At 38.9% G+C, this 17,227-nt stretch carries 30 protein-coding genes and 1 tRNA gene; 22 read left to right on the top strand and 9 right to left on the bottom strand.

All coding sequences use genetic code 11. The features are described from left to right. Positions 1-81 precede the first annotated feature (81 nt). The 4 genes from KJ678_00170 to KJ678_00155 all read right to left on the bottom strand — a co-directional run bounded on the left by KJ678_00170 (position 82) and on the right by KJ678_00155 (position 1,281). Positions 82-345: a GIY-YIG nuclease family protein gene (locus KJ678_00170; GenBank protein ID MBU1016568.1), complete on the bottom strand. Its 264-nt coding sequence runs from the start codon at positions 343-345 to the stop codon at positions 82-84. Positions 346-422: 77 nt separating this feature from the next. Next, a tRNA-Gln gene (locus tag KJ678_00165) sits at positions 423-496 on the bottom strand. Further along, complete coding sequence (locus KJ678_00160) at positions 482-751, bottom strand: GIY-YIG nuclease family protein (GenBank protein ID MBU1016567.1); 270 nt, start codon at positions 749-751, stop codon at positions 482-484. Before KJ678_00160 ends, KJ678_00165 begins: the two co-directional genes overlap by 15 nt. 149 nt (positions 752-900) lie before the next feature. Further along, positions 901-1,281 carry a hypothetical protein gene (locus KJ678_00155; protein ID MBU1016566.1) on the bottom strand — a complete coding sequence of 127 codons (381 nt, stop codon included), beginning with the start codon at positions 1,279-1,281 and terminating at the stop codon, positions 901-903. A gap of 155 nt (positions 1,282-1,436) precedes the next feature. Here KJ678_00155 and KJ678_00150 point away from each other — a divergent pair, with 155 nt between their 5' ends. Beyond that, a complete protein-coding gene (locus KJ678_00150; GenBank protein ID MBU1016565.1) occupies positions 1,437-2,084 on the top strand; it encodes an orotidine 5'-phosphate decarboxylase in 648 nt (215 codons plus the stop codon). Here the strand turns inward: KJ678_00150 and KJ678_00145 are convergent, their stop codons facing one another. The 4 genes from KJ678_00145 to lexA all read right to left on the bottom strand — a co-directional run bounded on the left by KJ678_00145 (position 2,085) and on the right by lexA (position 5,947). Beyond that, positions 2,085-2,831 carry a slipin family protein gene (locus tag KJ678_00145; protein MBU1016564.1) on the bottom strand — a complete coding sequence of 249 codons (747 nt, stop codon included), beginning with the start codon at positions 2,829-2,831 and terminating at the stop codon, positions 2,085-2,087. A gap of 712 nt (positions 2,832-3,543) precedes the next feature. Beyond that, positions 3,544-4,512, bottom strand: a complete 969-nt coding sequence (locus KJ678_00140; protein ID MBU1016563.1) for a hypothetical protein — start codon at positions 4,510-4,512, stop codon at positions 3,544-3,546. A 2-nt stretch (positions 4,513-4,514) separates the two neighbouring features. Next, entirely contained in the window at positions 4,515-5,324 is an 810-nt protein-coding gene (locus tag KJ678_00135; protein MBU1016562.1) for a site-specific DNA-methyltransferase, read from the bottom strand. Between the two features lie 2 nt (positions 5,325-5,326). Beyond that, positions 5,327-5,947, bottom strand: a complete 621-nt coding sequence (gene lexA, locus KJ678_00130; protein ID MBU1016561.1) for a transcriptional repressor LexA — start codon at positions 5,945-5,947, stop codon at positions 5,327-5,329. 246 nt (positions 5,948-6,193) lie between these two features. Between lexA and tuf the strand changes: the two genes are divergently transcribed. The 21 genes from tuf (at position 6,194) to rplO (ending at position 15,865) form a co-directional block, all read left to right on the top strand. Beyond that, positions 6,194-7,369 (top strand): elongation factor Tu, encoded by a 1,176-nt coding sequence (tuf, locus tag KJ678_00125; GenBank protein ID MBU1016560.1) that lies wholly within the window; start codon positions 6,194-6,196, stop codon positions 7,367-7,369. Positions 7,370-7,374: 5 nt separating this feature from the next. After that, the gene (gene rpsJ, locus KJ678_00120) at positions 7,375-7,683 is read left to right on the top strand and encodes a 30S ribosomal protein S10 (protein MBU1016559.1); all 309 of its coding nucleotides are present in this window, start codon (positions 7,375-7,377) and stop codon (positions 7,681-7,683) included. A gap of 92 nt (positions 7,684-7,775) precedes the next feature. After that, positions 7,776-8,216, top strand: a complete 441-nt coding sequence (rplC, locus tag KJ678_00115) for a 50S ribosomal protein L3 (GenBank protein MBU1016558.1) — start codon at positions 7,776-7,778, stop codon at positions 8,214-8,216. Continuing rightward, positions 8,203-8,832, top strand: coding sequence for a 50S ribosomal protein L4 (rplD, locus tag KJ678_00110; GenBank protein ID MBU1016557.1), 630 nt, complete (start codon positions 8,203-8,205; stop codon positions 8,830-8,832). The genes rplC and rplD overlap by 14 nt, the downstream gene beginning before the upstream one ends. After that, the gene (gene rplW, locus KJ678_00105) at positions 8,829-9,140 is read left to right on the top strand and encodes a 50S ribosomal protein L23 (GenBank protein MBU1016556.1); all 312 of its coding nucleotides are present in this window, start codon (positions 8,829-8,831) and stop codon (positions 9,138-9,140) included. The genes rplD and rplW overlap by 4 nt, the downstream gene beginning before the upstream one ends. Beyond that, the gene (gene rplB, locus KJ678_00100; protein ID MBU1016555.1) at positions 9,137-9,958 is read left to right on the top strand and encodes a 50S ribosomal protein L2; all 822 of its coding nucleotides are present in this window, start codon (positions 9,137-9,139) and stop codon (positions 9,956-9,958) included. The genes rplW and rplB overlap by 4 nt, the downstream gene beginning before the upstream one ends. Further along, a complete protein-coding gene (gene rpsS, locus KJ678_00095; protein MBU1016554.1) occupies positions 9,955-10,248 on the top strand; it encodes a 30S ribosomal protein S19 in 294 nt (97 codons plus the stop codon). The genes rplB and rpsS overlap by 4 nt, the downstream gene beginning before the upstream one ends. Continuing rightward, a complete protein-coding gene (locus KJ678_00090) occupies positions 10,238-10,687 on the top strand; it encodes an uL22 family ribosomal protein (GenBank protein ID MBU1016553.1) in 450 nt (149 codons plus the stop codon). The genes rpsS and KJ678_00090 overlap by 11 nt, the downstream gene beginning before the upstream one ends. After that, positions 10,677-11,306 carry a 30S ribosomal protein S3 gene (gene rpsC, locus KJ678_00085; protein MBU1016552.1) on the top strand — a complete coding sequence of 210 codons (630 nt, stop codon included), beginning with the start codon at positions 10,677-10,679 and terminating at the stop codon, positions 11,304-11,306. The genes KJ678_00090 and rpsC overlap by 11 nt, the downstream gene beginning before the upstream one ends. A 75-nt stretch (positions 11,307-11,381) precedes the next feature. Beyond that, positions 11,382-11,792, top strand: a complete 411-nt coding sequence (gene rplP / locus KJ678_00080) for a 50S ribosomal protein L16 (GenBank protein ID MBU1016551.1) — start codon at positions 11,382-11,384, stop codon at positions 11,790-11,792. Positions 11,793-11,794: 2 nt separating this feature from the next. Beyond that, positions 11,795-11,995: a 50S ribosomal protein L29 gene (gene rpmC, locus KJ678_00075; protein ID MBU1016550.1), complete on the top strand. Its 201-nt coding sequence runs from the start codon at positions 11,795-11,797 to the stop codon at positions 11,993-11,995. Then, complete coding sequence (gene rpsQ / locus KJ678_00070) at positions 11,988-12,224, top strand: 30S ribosomal protein S17 (protein MBU1016549.1); 237 nt, start codon at positions 11,988-11,990, stop codon at positions 12,222-12,224. Before rpmC ends, rpsQ begins: the two co-directional genes overlap by 8 nt. Continuing rightward, positions 12,221-12,589: a 50S ribosomal protein L14 gene (rplN, locus tag KJ678_00065; protein MBU1016548.1), complete on the top strand. Its 369-nt coding sequence runs from the start codon at positions 12,221-12,223 to the stop codon at positions 12,587-12,589. The genes rpsQ and rplN overlap by 4 nt, the downstream gene beginning before the upstream one ends. Positions 12,590-12,647: 58 nt before the next feature. Further along, positions 12,648-12,950 (top strand): 50S ribosomal protein L24, encoded by a 303-nt coding sequence (rplX, locus tag KJ678_00060; protein ID MBU1016547.1) that lies wholly within the window; start codon positions 12,648-12,650, stop codon positions 12,948-12,950. Between the two features lie 3 nt (positions 12,951-12,953). After that, positions 12,954-13,484, top strand: a complete 531-nt coding sequence (rplE, locus tag KJ678_00055; GenBank protein ID MBU1016546.1) for a 50S ribosomal protein L5 — start codon at positions 12,954-12,956, stop codon at positions 13,482-13,484. Positions 13,485-13,490: 6 nt separating this feature from the next. Beyond that, positions 13,491-13,676: a type Z 30S ribosomal protein S14 gene (locus tag KJ678_00050; protein MBU1016545.1), complete on the top strand. Its 186-nt coding sequence runs from the start codon at positions 13,491-13,493 to the stop codon at positions 13,674-13,676. 5 nt (positions 13,677-13,681) lie between these two features. Continuing rightward, positions 13,682-14,080, top strand: a complete 399-nt coding sequence (gene rpsH / locus KJ678_00045) for a 30S ribosomal protein S8 (protein ID MBU1016544.1) — start codon at positions 13,682-13,684, stop codon at positions 14,078-14,080. Positions 14,081-14,085: 5 nt separating this feature from the next. Then, the gene (rplF, locus tag KJ678_00040) at positions 14,086-14,631 is read left to right on the top strand and encodes a 50S ribosomal protein L6 (GenBank protein ID MBU1016543.1); all 546 of its coding nucleotides are present in this window, start codon (positions 14,086-14,088) and stop codon (positions 14,629-14,631) included. Between the two features lie 5 nt (positions 14,632-14,636). Then, positions 14,637-14,966 (top strand): 50S ribosomal protein L18, encoded by a 330-nt coding sequence (gene rplR / locus KJ678_00035; GenBank protein MBU1016542.1) that lies wholly within the window; start codon positions 14,637-14,639, stop codon positions 14,964-14,966. Next, positions 14,963-15,424, top strand: coding sequence for a 30S ribosomal protein S5 (locus KJ678_00030; GenBank protein MBU1016541.1), 462 nt, complete (start codon positions 14,963-14,965; stop codon positions 15,422-15,424). The genes rplR and KJ678_00030 overlap by 4 nt, the downstream gene beginning before the upstream one ends. Continuing rightward, positions 15,425-15,865, top strand: a complete 441-nt coding sequence (rplO, locus tag KJ678_00025) for a 50S ribosomal protein L15 (GenBank protein MBU1016540.1) — start codon at positions 15,425-15,427, stop codon at positions 15,863-15,865. On the opposite strand, the gene KJ678_00020 is transcribed toward rplO, so the two are convergent. Next, the gene (locus KJ678_00020; protein ID MBU1016539.1) at positions 15,858-17,045 is read right to left on the bottom strand and encodes a replication-associated recombination protein A; all 1,188 of its coding nucleotides are present in this window, start codon (positions 17,043-17,045) and stop codon (positions 15,858-15,860) included. The two genes, rplO and KJ678_00020, sit on opposite strands and share 8 nt — an antisense overlap. Positions 17,046-17,227: the final 182 nt, after the last annotated feature.

Here is a 17,227-nt window from a genome sequence, read left to right as displayed (position 1 = left end):
TGAGTACAACCAGGGCGGCCATTTGAGATTTATAAAAAGTTCTTTCCACCAAGGGCGGACAGGTAAAATTTCTACCAGAGATTATCTCTGTTTGAAACACTCTTTTAGCATTGTTCTCAAGGTTGTTTTGCCTTTGGTCGTTTTTAAATATTTTTCTCGTCTTTTGGCATCTTTTTCATTTTTGTAAGCTTCATAATGAATTAAATCAAAAGGGGCATAATGCTTGGTTGATAATTCTTCTTTGTTATTGTGTTCTTTAAAACGGCGTTTCAAATCAGTGGTAAAACCAACGTAAAAAAAGTTTTTATTTTTGCTTTGAAGAAGATAAACGTAATAAAATTTCATTGGTACTTGGGATATACCAGACGGTATATCCCTCACTTACCTTCGTTGCCTGGCAAAGCCATGCACCGAATGGTGCGTGGCTGCCCGGCATGGATTCGAACCACGATACACAGGTTCAGAGCCTGCGGTCCTACCGTTAGACGACCGGGCAATCTTTCAAAAAATTCTCAATTTTACCTTTAAAAACCTCCCTGCCATAACCGGATTTATAAAAATCTTCAGCTTTTTTGGCGTCTTTGTTATTTAAATAAGCTTCATAATAAACCAATTCAAATGGACGATTGTCCCTAGTATATTTACCCCCGATCCCCTGATTGTGTTCTAAAAACCGTCTTTTTAGATCACTAGTTGATCCGTAATAAAAACGTCCGTTCTTTTTTGACCTCAATACATAAGAGTACCACATTTTATTTCTAAAAACCTTGTCCCCGCCTCGTCGGCGGGTCGCCGTTGAGGCGACTACCATTAGCAGATCCCGCAATACTTAGATTATAACATTGCAAAAAGAAAAGCGGCGGGTACTTTGGTAAACAGCCCCGCCGCGCAAGTCCTTCTCTAATCGTATTTTCCCTTGGACATACCTACAAAGGTGGTACCCCCACCCCAAAAACCGCTAGGTTTCTTGGCGGGAATCCTTAAAACCCCCATTGAAGCGTCCCATTCCCCCTCCGACACAGGTGGCGACGGGGGCGGCAGTCGTGTACCGATACAGTCGGACGGACGATATTTCCTAGAAAAATGAATTCTGACAAGGTAGCAACGGTTGACTAGGGACTTGATAAGGGCAGGAATCTCCTTCTTTTTAATTTTGAGGGGATTGCCCAATTCTACCAAAGCCCGCCAAATGTCATCTGCATCCCTACACTTCCGTATGTCTTTGAGAAAGATTTCATCCAAAACAAATTCCGCCTTGAGCTTAATGCTTTCGTCGGACATGGGTATTCTCCTTTCCCGCAAGAGCAAGACAAACCGCCAAGATCTAAAATGGATAATACCATTTTCAGTCAAATAGGGATAGACCCCTTAAGATTGCTTCGTCGTCATTCCATTCCTCCTCGCAATGACGATACAAAAAGTGGTAAAATAAAGATATGCTTAACAGAAAAACAAGATATATTCAAATCGCATTAAACAACAGTCTTCAAGAAGCCTTTAACATAATTCAAACTTTACCAAAAAACGAAAGAATTTTGGTGGAAGCAGGAACCCCTTTAATAAAAACCTACGGAATGCAGGGTATCCAAGATATAAAAAATTGGTGGGGCGGGTATGTTGTTGCCGACTTAAAAGTTATGGACAGAGGAGAAACCGAAGTTAAAATCGCAAAACAAGCAGGAGCAAACGCCATCGTGGGTTTAGGTCACGCCCCCATAGAAACGATTAACGCTTTTATTGAGTCCTGCATAAAATACGAAATAGACAGTATGCTTGACCTGATGAATGTACAAGAACCAATAAAAGTGTTGCGAAAACTTAGAAAAATGCCGTCGGTGATAATTCTGCATAGGGGCGTGGACGAGACCGAGTTTAATAAAAGAATTCCCCTTCCCTATCTTCAAATAAATAAAGTTAGGTCAAGTTACAATACTTTAATAGCCATCGCCGGCGGAGACACAATAAGGGAAGTCCAAAGAGCTGTCTTTAACGACGCTAATATTGTAGTTGTTTGGAAAGAGTTTTATCAAAAAACCGAACAAACTGGAAAATTGGCGGAAGAATTTCTAGAAGCCATTAAATAATCATTTAGCCCCAAGTTTTCTTAATCCTTCTAAAACCTCTACAGGAAGAGCAAAAACAACGGTATTTGCGGGGTTTGCTGTAGTTGCCTCAATAGTTTGCAATGTTCTCAAAGATATAGCGCCCGATTCCGACATTTTTTTCATAGCTTCTTGCAAATTTTTGGAAGCGGCAAGTTCCCCCTGCGAACGAATGATAGTCGCGCGTCTTTCTCTTTCAGCTTCCGCTTGTTTTGCCATAGCGCGTTTCATATCCGCGGGGAGTTCAATATCTTGAATTTTTATGGATGTAACATCTATTCCCCAATCAACCGTTTCTTTGTCCACCAAAGCTTTTATCTCGTCGGCAATTTTTTGCCTTTCGGTTAGCAAAGTGTCTAGCTCCACGCCGCCTATTACATCTCTTAAAGCTGTTTGCGCGTATTGCGTTACCGCATAAGCGTAATCTTGTATTTTAAGTATGGCGTCTTCGGGTTTCTTAACTTGAAAATAAACTACCGCATTAATCCCTACCGGCAAATTGTCTTGAGTAATTACTTCCTGTTGAGGAATATCAGAAGTAGTAATTCTTATATCTACCTTAATAAGTCTTTGAAAAATGGGAACTACAACTTTTAGTCCCGGTTCCAAGGTATAAGAATACGAACCAAGCGTAAGAACAATACCTCGTTCGTACTGGTTAATAACTTTAAGTCCAGAAAGAATTAAAAGCAAAAAAATTATTAAAAGGACAATAAAAACCTCAAACATGTCTTTATTTTATACAAATCAGATATGGAAAGCAATAGTTAGTCTTGTTCAAACGAAGAGTGAACCGAAATCCTATCTTAAAACAACCGAAAAAGTGAACTGAAAAGGGTTGAAAAAGAAAGGCGCAAGTCCCAAAATTACCTTTGATATGGAAGTAATTATGGATGACTCGCGCCTAAATAATATTACCGAAATTAAAGAGTTTTTGAAATCCTCTAAAAAAATAGTTCTGGAAATAGAAACTATTGAGGCAAAATACAACTTTATCCAAACCACTATAGACAAATTTAAATATTGTAAACTCGCTAAACATGATAAAAAAATTATCCTCCTCTACCTTAAGAAAATCACCGGCTTCAAGAAAACCCAAATGCATAAACTTATCCACCGCACTTTGAAAAGAAAACTCTCTAGAAAACCCTATGTAAGACATAATCCAAATCTCACATACAAAGCCTACGATGTTAAACTCTTGGAAAAAACAGACAGCTTGCATTTGAGGCTAAATTCCCTCGCTACCAAAGAAATTCTAAGAAGAGAATACGAAATCTTTAATAACTGGGAATACCTAAATATTTCTAAGGTCTCCCACTCTCATATTAACAATCTTCGTAAAACTAACATGTATAAAAACTCTTGGGTTAATCCAACCAAACCTTCTGCGGTTAATATAGGAACTACAGCTCCACCTCAAAACAATAATCTGCCAGGCTCAATCCGTGTTGATACTGTAAATCAAAACAATATCTACCACATAAACGCTGTTGATGAAATCACCCAATGGGAAGTCGTAATAACCGTACCTAGAATAACTGAAATCTTCTTGGAGGATGCTTTGTACGAACTCCTCCTGCAGTTTCCTTTTATCATCTTTAATTTCCATTCCGACCGAGGTTCGGAGTTCATTAACAAAACGGTTGTTAAAATACTTAATAAGCTTTTGATAAACCAAAACTTCGCTTTTTCTTTTTTGGATATCTTCTCTAATTTGTAAAATAATTTGTTTAATATCTAGTCTAGATTTATTATTACTCAGTCTTCCCATAATTTGTTTTACAACTTTTTCATCTGGGATCCAAATAGCAAGTCCCCGTGTTAGTCTATTCATTTTTTCTGCATAATCTCTCCGGTCGTTTTCTGAAAGCGTTCTTGCTTGTATCCACTTACCGCCCCTGCCTGTCAAACTTTCAAAGCCGTGTTTTATCAACTTCTCTCGGATAAAATCATAATCGGCTTTGATTTCTTTGATCAGTTCATCATCCTCGGCAAAATCCAAACTCGCCACTTTGATCAGTTCCGCTGTTTCTGAATTTTTTCCGTTCCATCTCACGGCACAAAAGACGATTGCTTTTAGTTTCGCCCAACAATGACTTTCAAAAAATGAATGGGCCTTCAATTCTGCTGGATTTATCATCGTTATTGCCATTGTTTCTTTTGGTACAAGTTCCTTTTTTACAAAATGAAAGGCAACCGATTTTAATTCGTAAGAAAGCCCGTTTGGTGCTTTTGATACATTAGTTTGAAGTCCAGCCAATCGTTCCAAAACAAGCCCTTTCCAGCCCTTGTTCTGCTTACCTGTTTCGTATGTCGTAATACCGTATTTCAAAGCCAAAGCGCGCAAATCTTGCCTGACACACTTTTTTAAATTTTTTATGGCCGTAGCCCGCGTTACTATTTTCATAATTATTTGATAAGTTTATTTTTCAAATTGCGATCTAGTTCTTCAAACCGTTTTATTGATAAATCCAAAAATTTTGAATCGGTATCAACACCGAGGAATTGTCGTCCGAAGAGATATGCAACGACACCTGTTGTGGAGCTTCCAGTGAAAGGATCTAAAATTAAATCGCCCTTGTTTGTACTCGCAAGAACAACCCTTTTTAACAAATCCTCTGGCTTTTGCGTTGGGTGCTTTCCAAATTTCTTTTCAATTGTTTTTGGTGTACAAATTGACCAAACTGATCGCATTTGGAGTCCGGGTTTTTTTAAGGCGTCCTCTGGCCAAATGCCGTTTTTCATTAAATTGTAATTGAAAGTGTGTTTTGCTTTTTTATCTTTTCTTGCCCAGACGAGTGTCTCGTGGCTGGCAGTAAAAAAACGACAGCTCAAATTCGGCGATGCGTTTGGTTTAAACCATGCAATATCATTAAGAACATGAAACCCGGCAACTTGAAGCGCAAATCCACATTGGTAAATAGAGTGATAAGTTCCACTGATCCAAATCGTACCGTGCGGTTTTAGAATACGCTTCACAGCTCGTATCCATTCAAGATGAAATTCAAAATCTTTTTTCAATCCATTGCTTTTATCCCACTCACCTTTGTTGACACTAACGCGTCGTCCAGCGTGAACAGTAAAACCACCATTTGAAAGAAGATAAGGTGGATCGGCAAAAACCATATCAACAGAATTTTCGGGAAGTTCAGCTAATAAATCTAGACAATTCGCTTGATAGAGTTTGAATTTAGGTTTTTCGTAATAGGGCTTTTGCATAGTTATACTCCTCTCTCCTCCTTAACTTTACCTATAATTTTACCTAATAATCTTGTATCTGGATAAATTGGAATATTTTTGTATTTCTGATTTTCTGGCTTTAAATAAACCTTCCCATTATCGTGAACCAATCTTTTAATGGTTGTTCCATCGTTACTTCTGGCAAGAACAATATCTCCGTTTTTAAATTCTTTCGCTTCTTGGACTAATACATTATCCCCATTATCATACCCCGCGCCAATCATTGAATCCCCGCGTATTTTTACAATAAAAACATCGTCTGCCATTTTAGTACCAGCCCAACTTTTCCACTCTAAGTTTTCAAAGGCTTCTGTATAAGGACCTGCTGCGGTTATCCCAACAATCGGTAAGATTGGTTTTGCTCCAAGCGATTCAAAACCTTTTTTTAAAATCTTTAATCCTCGAGCGGCACCATCCTCTTTTTTAATATACCCCTTTTCTTCTAACAATTTTAGAAGATCTAAGACTGTTTGATTAGAAACCACCTTTAACTTTTCCCGAAGATCAGCAAGAGTAGGAGGATAACCTGAATCTTTTAAAGAGCTATAAATAGCCCCGAGGACCTCTTTTTGTCGGTCTGTCAACTCATTTATTTTATTCATACCCCGATTATACCGACCATATAGTCGGTGTCAAGGGGCAAATTAACAGAAATAATATTCGTTACCCGCTAAATATTCTATCAAAAGATATTGTTGACATAATCCCTATAATTGTTGATAATAAAGGTAGTCTAATAAAAGCTATTGATTTAATAGTACATTTAGTTATAATTATCTCGCTTAATGTCTTAATACTATAAACAGACGCGTTATGGTATTAGGCTGTATAAGCAGAAAGGTTTAATTATGGCAGAGTTTCAAAGAACAAAACCACATGTTAATGTGGGAACAATAGGTCATGTTGACCATGGTAAGACTACCCTTACCGCCGCTATTACTAAGGTCTTGGCGGAGAAAGGATTAGCCCAATATACCCCTTATGAGAATATAGACAAGGCTCCTGAAGAAAGAGCAAGAGGTATTACGATTAATATCACTCATGTTGAGTACGAAACGGAAAGTAGGCACTACGCGCATATAGACGCTCCCGGACACCGAGATTATATAAAAAATATGATTACCGGCGCGGCTCAAATGGACGGCGCTATTTTGGTAGTGTCCGCCCCAGATGGACCAATGCCTCAAACAAGAGAGCATATTTTGCTTGCGCGTCAGGTAAATGTTCCGGCGATAGTTGTTTATATGAATAAAACCGATATGGTTTCCGATAAGGAGCTTTTGGATTTGGTTGAAGTTGAAGTTAGAGAACTTTTAACAAAATATGGATTCCCCGGAGACAAAGTTCCGGTAATAAGAGGTTCCGCTCTTAAAGCGGTGGAAGGGGATAAAGACGCTGTCCAAAGCATTACTGACCTTATGAAAGCGGTGGATGAATATATTCCAACTCCGGTAAGAGAGCTAGACAAGCCTTTCTTGATGCCGGTTGAAGATGTGTTTTCCATTAAGGGTAGGGGAACGGTTGTAACAGGGAGAATTGAAAGAGGAAAGGTTAAGGTTAATGAGGAAATAGAGATAGTGGGCATTAAGGATACTCGCAAAACTGTGGTTACCGGCGTTGAGATGTTCAAAAAATCTCTTCAAGAAGGGTTGGCTGGGGATAATGTGGGAGTTTTGTTAAGAGGTGTGGAAAGGGACCAAGTGGAGCGTGGTCAAGTTTTGGCCCAACCCGGAAGTGTTAAGCCATTAACCAAATTTGAGGCGGAAGTATATATCCTTTCTAAAGAAGAAGGCGGTAGGCATACGCCGTTTTTTAGCGGGTACAAACCTCAATTTTATATCAGAACAACTGATGTTACGGGAGATGTTACTCTTCCAGAAGGTGTTGAGATGGTAATGCCGGGAGATAATGTAAAAATGGTGGTGGAACTTATAACTCCAGTTGCTATAGAGGAAGGCCTGCGTTTCGCTATACGAGAAGGCGGAAGCACCGTTGGTTGCGGAGTTGTGTCAAAGATATTATAAAAAAAATGGCTAAAGGAAAGATTAGGGTAAGAATAAAAGGGTATGACACAAAAGTTGTTGATGAGAGCACTTCTAAAATCGTTGACACGGCAATAAGGACAGGGGCTAAAGTGGCGGGGCCTGTTCCCCTGCCCACAAAAATGGAAAAGATAACCGTTATAAGCGGTCCGCATATAGATAAAAGGTCGGGGGAACATTTTGAAGTGCGAACGCATGTGCGGTTAATTGACATTTTGGAGCCTACGGTCAGCACCATAGACCAATTATCTCATTTAAGTCTGCCTTCAGGTGTAGGGATTGAAATCTCGGCTTAAAAACTTTTAAAAGAAAGGCCTAGGCGAAGGATTTTAGGTGATTTAAGCGCCGAAACAAGGCGCTTACTTTTTGACGAACAGTTTTGCAAATAATGGTTGTAATAAATGGAAAAAAAATTGAAATGAGCCAGGTTTTTGAGGACACGGGAAAAGTGGTTCCTGTTACTTTAATAAAGATTATTGACGAAGTTAAAGAAACGGTTTTTGGGGTGGGGAATCCCGTTACAATAACGGGATTTTCTAAAGGTAGAGGGTTTTCCGGTGTTGTAAAAAGACACGGCTTTCACGGAGGCCCCGCAACTCACGGTCAATCCGACAGGCACCGCGCCCCCGGTTCCATAGGGGCGGGAACTACGCCGGGCAGAGTTTATAAAGGCAAAAGGATGGCGGGGAGATTTGGTAATGAGAGGGTTACGGTTAAAGGATTTAAAATAGTTTCTTTTGATAAAGAAAAAAATATTGTGGCAATCTCGGGACCTGTGCCTGGGGCTAGAAATGGTAAAGTTTTACTAAAGTTTAATAATGAAAGTTGATATCTATAACACTAAAAAAGAAAAGGTTGGCGAAATTAGCCTTAAAAAGGAGGTCTTTGGTTGCGATTTTAATGAAAACCTCGTTTCACAATATGTTCGTGTTTATTTAGCAAACCAAAGGAGGGGAACGGCTAAAACAAAAACTCGCGCCGAAGTGTCGGGGGGCGGCGTAAAACCGTGGAAGCAAAAAGGCACTGGCAGAGCAAGGCACGGTTCTATTAGGTCTCCGATATGGGTTCACGGGGGCGTTGCGCATGGACCTAAACCTAAAGATTGGTCGCTTAAAATGCCCCAAAAAATGAGGACTTCCGCTCTTTTTTCCGTCCTTTCCGATAAAGCCCGCGGAAATAAAATTATTGTGCTGGAAGATTTGAAATTTAATACTTACAGCGCTAAAAAAATGGCGGGCTTGCTAAAAGATTTGGAAATTTTAGGCAAAGTAGGTTTGGTGATTCCAAAAGGAGGGGACGATAAAATAAATAAGTCTGCAAGGAACATAAAAGATATTTTTGTAAAACCTGCTTGCGAACTTAACGCTTTTTATGTTTTAAGTTTGGATACTTTAATTATTGTTAAACCTAGTTTGGATATTATTTACGACACATTTTTAAAATGAAATATACAACAATAGTCAAAAGACCAATAATCACAGAAAAATCTATGAAACTTGCATCTGAAGGCAAATATTTGTTTGAAGTGGGATTAAAATCTACCAAAGGCAGTATAAGAAATGTGGTGGAGGAGATTTTTGGGGTTGAAGTGGTGAGCGTTAGAACTCTTAAAACCGCCGCGAAACAAAAAAGAAGTATGGTTAACAGGAAGCATAATTACCGAAAGAGCCCCATTAAAAAAGCGGTGGTGGAAGTAAAGAAAGGTCAAAAAATAGAGATTTTTGAGGTTAAGGAAAGGAATAAAAAGAAATGAGTTTGAAAAGAAGTCGTCCAACAACATCCAGTCGTAGATTAAGAAGCGATGTAATTTATGAGGTGGATAAAAAAAGACCTGAAAAATCTTTAATTGTACCTTTACACGGTCCTGCGGGGCGAAGCAAAGGCAGAATCAGCACCCGTCATAAAATGAGGGGCGCGAAAAAGTTTTTGAGAATTATAGATTTTAAGAGGAATAAAAAAGATATTCCTGCCAAAGTATTTGCTTTAGAATATGACCCAACGCATGGGCCTAATATTGCTCTATTGCACTACGCGGATGGGGAAAAGAGGTATATTTTGGCTCCGCAAGGTCTTAAAAAAGGAGATGTAGTGGAATCTGGGGAAAAGGTTGAGATTAAAGTGGGCAATGCTATGCCTTTAAGAAACATTCCAATTGGAACTTTTGTGCATAATATAGAAATATATCCTGGCCGAGGGGGTCAATTGGTTAGAGCGGCAGGATGTGGGGCGGTTATTATGTCTGCGGACGATAAATTCACCACTCTAAAATTCCCAAGCCGAGAAATCAGGAAGATATTATCCCGCTGTTTTGCCACTATTGGCGCGCTTACAAATGAAGACCTTAAAAATGTTAAAATGGGCAAGGCTGGAAGGAAAATACATTTGGGGATTCGTCCTACCGTGCGAGGAGTGGCTATGCCTTACAAACACCCGCATGGCGGTTCTTACAGCACTACCGGAGTAGGTAGAAAATCTCCTGTAAGTCCTTGGGGACAACCGGCTAAAGGTAAAAAAACAAGAAGAAGAAAGCAGACCAGTAAATATATTTTACAAAGAAGGAGGAAAAAATGAGTAGAAGTTTAAAAAAAGGTGTTTTTGTGGACAAGAAACTATTGTTAAAGGTTACGGTAGCTAAAGGTAACGGCGGTAAACCTATAAAAACATGGTCAAGGAGGAGTACCATAACTCCCGAAATGGTGGGACTTAATTTTGAAGTGCATAATGGAAAAATATTTACGCCGGTTTTTGTAACCGAATCTATGGTAGGGCACAAACTTGGAGAGTTTTCTCCTACGCGAGTGTTTAAAGGACATAGCAAAAAAGGGTTTTCTAAACCTGCTGATAAACAATATGGAAAATAATATGGTAAGCGCTAAATTAAATAATTTAAGAATGTCTCCGCGGAAAGTGATGTTGGTTGCTAGGGTTTTACGGAACCAGAATTATATCTCCGCTAAAAGAATATTAAAATTTGCCGAAAAAAAAGCGGCAGGTCCGCTTTTGAAATTGCTGGAATCGGCAAAGACGAATGCTAAAACGAAGGGACTAAAAGAAGAAACTATTTATATAAAGGAATTATTAATAGGACCTGGAACTACTTTAAAGAGGGGTAGATTTGTGTCTAGAGGGGGGCATCACAAAATTATGAAAAGGACTACTAATGTAACTATGAAATTAGAAGGTTTGGTTGAAGTTGAGACCAAACCTAAACTCAAGGATATAGAATCCTCGGATTCAGAATCCAAAAAGGTTTTGTCCTTAAGTTCTAAGAAAGGAAAGGTGAAAAAAAATGGGAAATAAGATGCATCCGGAAGGATTTAGAATGGGCATTACCAAAGACTGGAAAGCGCATTGGTATGCGGAAGGAAAAGAGCGGGTAAAAAATGTTCTGGAAGACAAAAAAGTTAGATTGTTTTTAAAAAATAAACTCGCCTCGGCGGGTTTAAGTAGGATTGAGTTGGATAGATCTATTTCCGCTCTTAAAATAACCGTTTTTGTGTCAAGACCGGGTGTGGTTATTGGAAGAGGGGGGTCTGGCACAACGGTTTTGAGGGATGAGCTTTCTAAAATTACCAAGTCTAAGGTGGAGCTTGTGGTTGAAACGATTAAAGATTATGAGACTTCGGCAAGTTTAGTAGCCGAAGGGATATGCCGTCAAATAGAGAAAAGGTTTCCGTACAAGCGAGCTATGGTGGGGGCGATTGAGAAGGCTATGGGAAAAGGGGCAAAAGGCATAAAAATAACTTGTTCGGGAGTTTTGAGCGGACCCAGTTCCATTGGACGGACGGATACCAGGGTTTCCGGTTCTGTCCCTTTGCAGACCTTGCGCGCGGATATTGATTATGGTCAAAAAGCCGCCTTTACAACTTACGGGAATATAGGAGTAAAAGTTTGGATTTATAAGGGGGAAGTTAAATGAAATTCAAATGACAAAACTCAAATAACAAATCAAATTCCAAATTCAAATTTATAAAACTTTTGAATTTATACTATTATGTTAATGCCTAAGAAAACAAAATTTAGAAGACATATGGTGGGCGCTTTTATTAAAGGTCCCGCTGTGAGAGGGTCCACAGTTTCTTTTGGAAAATTTGCCCTAAAGGCGGAAAGTTCTGGAATTTTATCAGTGGCGCAAATTGAAGCGGCGAGAAAAGCTATAGCCCACCACACAAAAAGAAGCGGGAAATTATGGATTAGGGCTTTTGCGGATAAACCTATTACCAAAAAGCCTAACGAAACAAGAATGGGCGGAGGTAAAGGAATAGTATCTCATTACGGGTGCGTTGTTAGAAAGGGAAAAATTATTTTTGAGTTGGCGGGTGTTTCGGAGGTTTTAGCAAGGGAAGCTTTTGCAAGAGCCTCAAGTAAATTGGCTGTGAAAACTCGCTTCATTTTGGAGAATTAATTATGGATGTTAAAGAACTTAGAAAATTAGAAATCGGAGAACTCAACAAAAAACTTGCGGAAGCTCTGAAAGAGTTGTCTAAATTGACTTATGAGGCTAGTTTAGGTAAGCTAAAGGATACCTCTAAACTAAAAAAGGGCAGAGGCGATGTTTCGCGGATGTTAACTATTATTAAAGAAAAGGAGATTTTAAAAAATGGCTAAAAAATCGTTTGTCGGAAAAGTAAAAAGCGCGAAGATGCAAAAAACGGTTACGGTTGTGGTAGATATGGTAAAAACTCATTCCTTATATCAAAAGCGGGTAAAGAGTACGAGTACTTTTAAAGCGCACATACCTGAAAAAATTAAAGTGAAAGAAGGAGATTTTGTTAAAATAGAGTCTTGTCGCCCTTTAAGCAAAGATAAAAAGTGGCGCGTTTTGGAGGTACTATGATTCAAGCGGGAACTTATCTAAATTCAGCCGATAATAGCGGGGCTAAAAGAGTGCAATGTATTGGGATTCCCGGGTCTTCAAAAAGAAGATTTGCTTCTCTTGGGGATATAATAACTTGCGCGGTTATAGGCGCGGTTCCTAACAGTATTGTTAAAGACCATAGTATAGTTAAGGCGGTAATAGTTAGGACAAGGAAGGAGGTCCGTCGTATAGATGGTAGTTATATCAGGTTTGACGATAACGCGGCAGTTGTTGTGGACAAGGATAAAAACCCTGTGGGGTCCAGAATTTTTGGGCCTGTTTGCAGAGAACTTAGAGACAGCGGATTTATGAAAATTGTTTCGCAAGCGGGTGAAGTTTGGTAGGGGGGAGGAAGGAAAATGGTTTAATGGTTATATGGCTGTATTGTTAGGAATACAAAATATGCGAATAAGAAAAGGGGATAAGGTAAAAATTATATACGGCAAAGAGAAAGGCAAGGAAAGCGTTGTTGAAAAATCCTTTCCTAAACTTAATAGTGTTATCGTTGCAAAGGTTAATGTTGTTAAGAAACATTTAAAGCAAAAAGACCAGAGCAAGGGGGGTATTGTTGAAATAACAAAAAAGATACCTGTTTCTCGGGTTAAATTAATTTGTCCTAAATGTTCTAAACCAACAAGAGTAGGTTATTTTATGTCTGCGGGAAAGAAGTTAAGACAATGCAAAAAGTGTAAGGAGGCTTTTTAGAATATGAAGAAAGAAGTTTTAACGGAAAAAATAAATTTAGTATCCAAAGAATTTGGGATAAGAAATGTTATGGCCGCCCCCAAACTTCTGAAGATTATGGTTAATATGGGTTTGGGAAATTTTAAAGACGATAAAAATTTTATGGCGTCCGCAAAAAAAGACATATCTTTAATAACGGGTCAAATGCCTACTACTCGTCCCGCCAAGAAATCCATAGCGGGTTTTAAGATAAGGCAGGGGGATATTGTGGGTCTTTCGGTAACATTGCGAGGTAAGAGAATGTGGGATTTTTATGAAAAATTAACTAAAATTGTTTTGCCACGACTGCGCGATTTTAGAGGTCTTTCCAGAAAGGCTTTTGATAAAAATGGAAATTATACTTTGGGAATAAACGACCACACAGTTTTTTCTGAAATTGACGCAAACAAGGTAGATAAAGTTAAGAATTTTCAAATTACTTTGGTTACGACTGCCCAAGATAACGAAACGGGTTATAAGCTTTTAAAAGTATTGGGGTTTCCGTTTAGAGATTAAAATATTATGGCAAAGAAATGTTTAATTATAAAACAAAAAGCAAAACCTAAATTTAAAGTCAGAGAGTATAACAGATGCCAGCTTTGCGGGCGTCCCCGCGGTTTTATACGAAAATTCGGAATTTGCAGAATTTGTTTTAGGGAGCTTGCTCATCAAGGGGAACTCCCAGGAGTTAAAAAATCTAGTTCCTGAAAATTATGAATAAAGATACCATATCAAATTTTTTGTCGCAGATTAAAAACGCATATATGCGCGGTAAAACTAATATTGAGGTACCCAACTCTTCCGCGGTTAAAGAGCTATGCACGGTTTTAAAGAAACTGGAATTTATTAATGATTTTAAAGTGTTTAAAAAAGAAAAGGAAAAATTTAAGTATTTAAATGTGGAGCTTTCTTATGCAAACGACAAACCGGCGGTAATGGGTTTAAGACGGGTATCCAAATCGGGCAGGAGAGTTTATGTAGGATATAAAGATATAAGACAGGTTTTGGGGGGACTTGGGGTGTCTGTTATCTCAACATCCCGTGGTTTAATGAGCAACTTGGAAGCAAGAAAAAGAAAACTAGGCGGAGAAATTATTTGCGAGATTTGGTAAAAGATATGTCTAGAATAGGAAAACTACCAATTTTAATACCAGATAGTGTGAAAACAACTTTAGAGGGAGCTGTGGTTAAAGTGGTGGGACAGAAAGGTGAAAATTTTCTCACAGTTCCAAAAGAATTGGGTATAGTAATCAAGGAAGGAGTTTTAGAGGTAACAAAAAAAGCGGATACCCCTGAGGCCCAAGCATTATGGGGAACATATAGAGCTTTAATTGCTAATATGGTAACGGGGGTTTCGGAAGGGTTTTCAAAAACTTTGGAATTAGTTGGGGTAGGGTTTCGGGCGTCTAAGACGGGAGAAAATGTTACCCTGTTAATAGGTTTTTCACATCCTGTGGTAATTACTCCTCCGCAAGGCATAATTTTAAATGTTCCTGACCAGACTACAATAATTGTTTTAGGAATAGACAAAACTTTGGTGGGGCAGGTGGCGGCAAATATTAGAAAGGTCAGAAAACCGGAACCTTACAAAGGCAAAGGCATAAGATATCAAGGCGAGATAGTTAAGAGAAAAGCGGGTAAAGCGGGTAAAGTTGGCGTGTAATTTTTATGAACAAAGTTAAAAGATATAAAAAACCAATAGACCGACGAAAAGCTAGAATAAGGGCAAAGGTTGCAGGATTGCCCGACAAACCTAGATTAAGTGTTTTTAGGTCCAACAAATTTATATACGCGCAAGCTATAGACGATAGCAATTCCAAAACTCTAGTGGCAGGTTTTAGCGTTAAGAACAAATCTTTTGAGTTTGGAGAGAAGTTTGGAAAAAGGTTGCTTAAAAAGGGTGTTAAGAAAGCGGTTTTTGATAGGGGCGGGTATAAATATCATGGGGTTGTTAAAAATCTTTCTGAAGGTATTAGGAAAGGGGGTATACAGTTTTGATTACAAATTTTAAAGAAGAAGTATTGCAAATTAAGAGAGTTTCCAAAAAGACTAAAGGCGGTAATAGTATTTCTTTTACAGCTTTGGTTCTTGCGGGAGACGAAAATATGGGGGTTGGAATTGGCAAAGGGAGAGCTAAAGATGTTAACTCCGCTATTAAGAAGGGAGTGGCGTTGGCAAGGGGCAATACTGTTAAAATAGAGCTTAGCGAGGGTACCATACCGCACGAAGTTAGCGCTAAATTTAAGAGTGTTACGGTTTTGTTAAAACCGGCTCCCGAAGGAGCGGGGATCATTGCGGGGGGCGCGGTGAGACCTGTTGCCGAACTTGCGGGTATAAAAAACCTATCTGCTAAAATTATAGGGAGTAGCAATAAAGAGGTTTGCGCTTATGCCACATTAATGGCTTTAAAGAAATTGGTTTCGGGGAGTAGTTTAAGAGGAAAGTTTACCAAATAAATGGAGCTTAATAATTTAGTTAGGATAAAAGGAAATAGAAAAAAAGGCAAACGTATAGGACGAGGTGTTGGAAGTGGTAAAGGAGCGCATACGGTAGGGAAGGGTCAAAAAGGTCAGAAGAGTAGAGGAAGGGGAAAAGTAAAGCCTTGGTTTGAAGGGGGGCAATTGCCTCTTGTTAAAAGGCTTCCCCAAATGGGCGGTTTTAGAAACCCAACCCAGAAGAAATATTCGGTTTTGAATGTGGAGTTTTTTAATAAATTTGAAGACAACGCAAAGATTACGGTGGAATTTTTGAGAAAAGATGGGTACAAGAATATAGAAAAAGACGGGATAAAAATTTTGGGCAATGGCAAATTTGCCAAGAAACTAAATTTTGTTGGGTTTGTTTATTCCAAACCCGCGCTTAAAAAAATAGAGAAACTCGGCGGCTCGGCTAAGTAAAGTATTCTCTTCCCTTTAATTTATCTGGAAGCAGGTCTTTTTTGGTGTAGGGATTGTAGTTATTACCGTACCCTAGTTCCTTCATTAGTTTTGTGGGAGCGTTTAATATCTCAAAAGGTATTGGAAGATTGCCGTATTTTTGAACATCCTCCAAAGCTTTAAAATATCCGTTATAAGAAGCTCTGCTTTTTTTAGCGTTTGCCAAATAAACGGTACCGTGAGCCAGATTTATTTGGCATTCAGGATACCCTATTTTTTCGCAAGCGTTAAAAACCTCGTTTGCCACAACAAGAGCGGTGGGTTGCGCCATTCCTATATCCTCTGAAGCAAAGATAACCATTCTTCGGGCAATAAAAAGTGGGTCTTCGCCAACCTCTACCATCCTCGCTAGATAATATAAAGCGGAATTTATATTGCTTGCGCGCATACTTTTTATAAAAGCGGAAATAGTGTTGTAATGTTCGTCGCCCGCTTTATCGTACATAAGAAACCGTTTTTGGAACGCCTCTTTTATAAGTTCCTTTGTTACCACTGTTCTTTTGTTTATTTTAGGGGCGTTTATTACAGCGATTTCAAACGCGTTCAGAAGGACGCGGGAATCTCCGTTTGAACCTGCAATTAAAAGGTCAATAGCGTCCGCGTCCATTTTAACGGCAAATCGTCCTAACCCCCTCTCATTATCTTTTAAGGCCGTTTCTATTATTTTTTTTAGTTCGTCTTGGGATAAACTTTTTAGCGTAAATACTCTTGTTCGTGAAAGAAGGGGGGGTATTATTTCAAAACTAGGGTTTTCAGTTGTGGCGCCAATAAGGAGAATATCCCCTCTCTCAACATAAGGAAGGAAAGAGTCTTGTTGAAGTTTATTAAAGCGGTGGATTTCGTCTATGAATATTATGGTTTTTCCGTCCGATTTATTCTTTCGCAGGTCTTCAAAAATCTTTTTTAATTCGGCTGTTTTTGTATTTACGGCGGAGAACTCCAAAAATTTTGCTTTTGTCTCATTTGCTATAATTCGGGCTAAGGTAGTTTTGCCCGAGCCGGGCGGGCCCCAAAATATTATGGGGAAAATATTGCCCGATTTTATGGCTTTGTATAAAAGACTCTGTTTAGAAAGGATGTGTTTTTGACCAACAAAATCGGAAAGATTTGTGGGTCTTATTCTATCCGCTAACGGTTGCATAGTTGTATAATACCCAAACCAAATCCGAAGAGCAAGAAGGTACGAGTGGTTTTATAAAATATGGTATTCTGGTTTATATGTTATTTAGGTTTTATAAAAGAAAAAGAGTGGTTAAGGTGTCTTCTTCCCACTATGTCCAACATAAAGAAAAAGCGCGGGAGCTTGCCTGCTCGCGAGTTTTT

The sequence above is a fragment of the Patescibacteria group bacterium genome (genome assembly GCA_018817085.1).
Taxonomy (GTDB): Bacteria; Patescibacteriota; WWE3; order CG2-30-40-12; family CG2-30-40-12; genus CG2-30-40-12.
The sequence above is the reverse complement of the archived record's forward strand: the minus strand, read 5'-3'. Positions and strand labels throughout refer to the sequence as shown.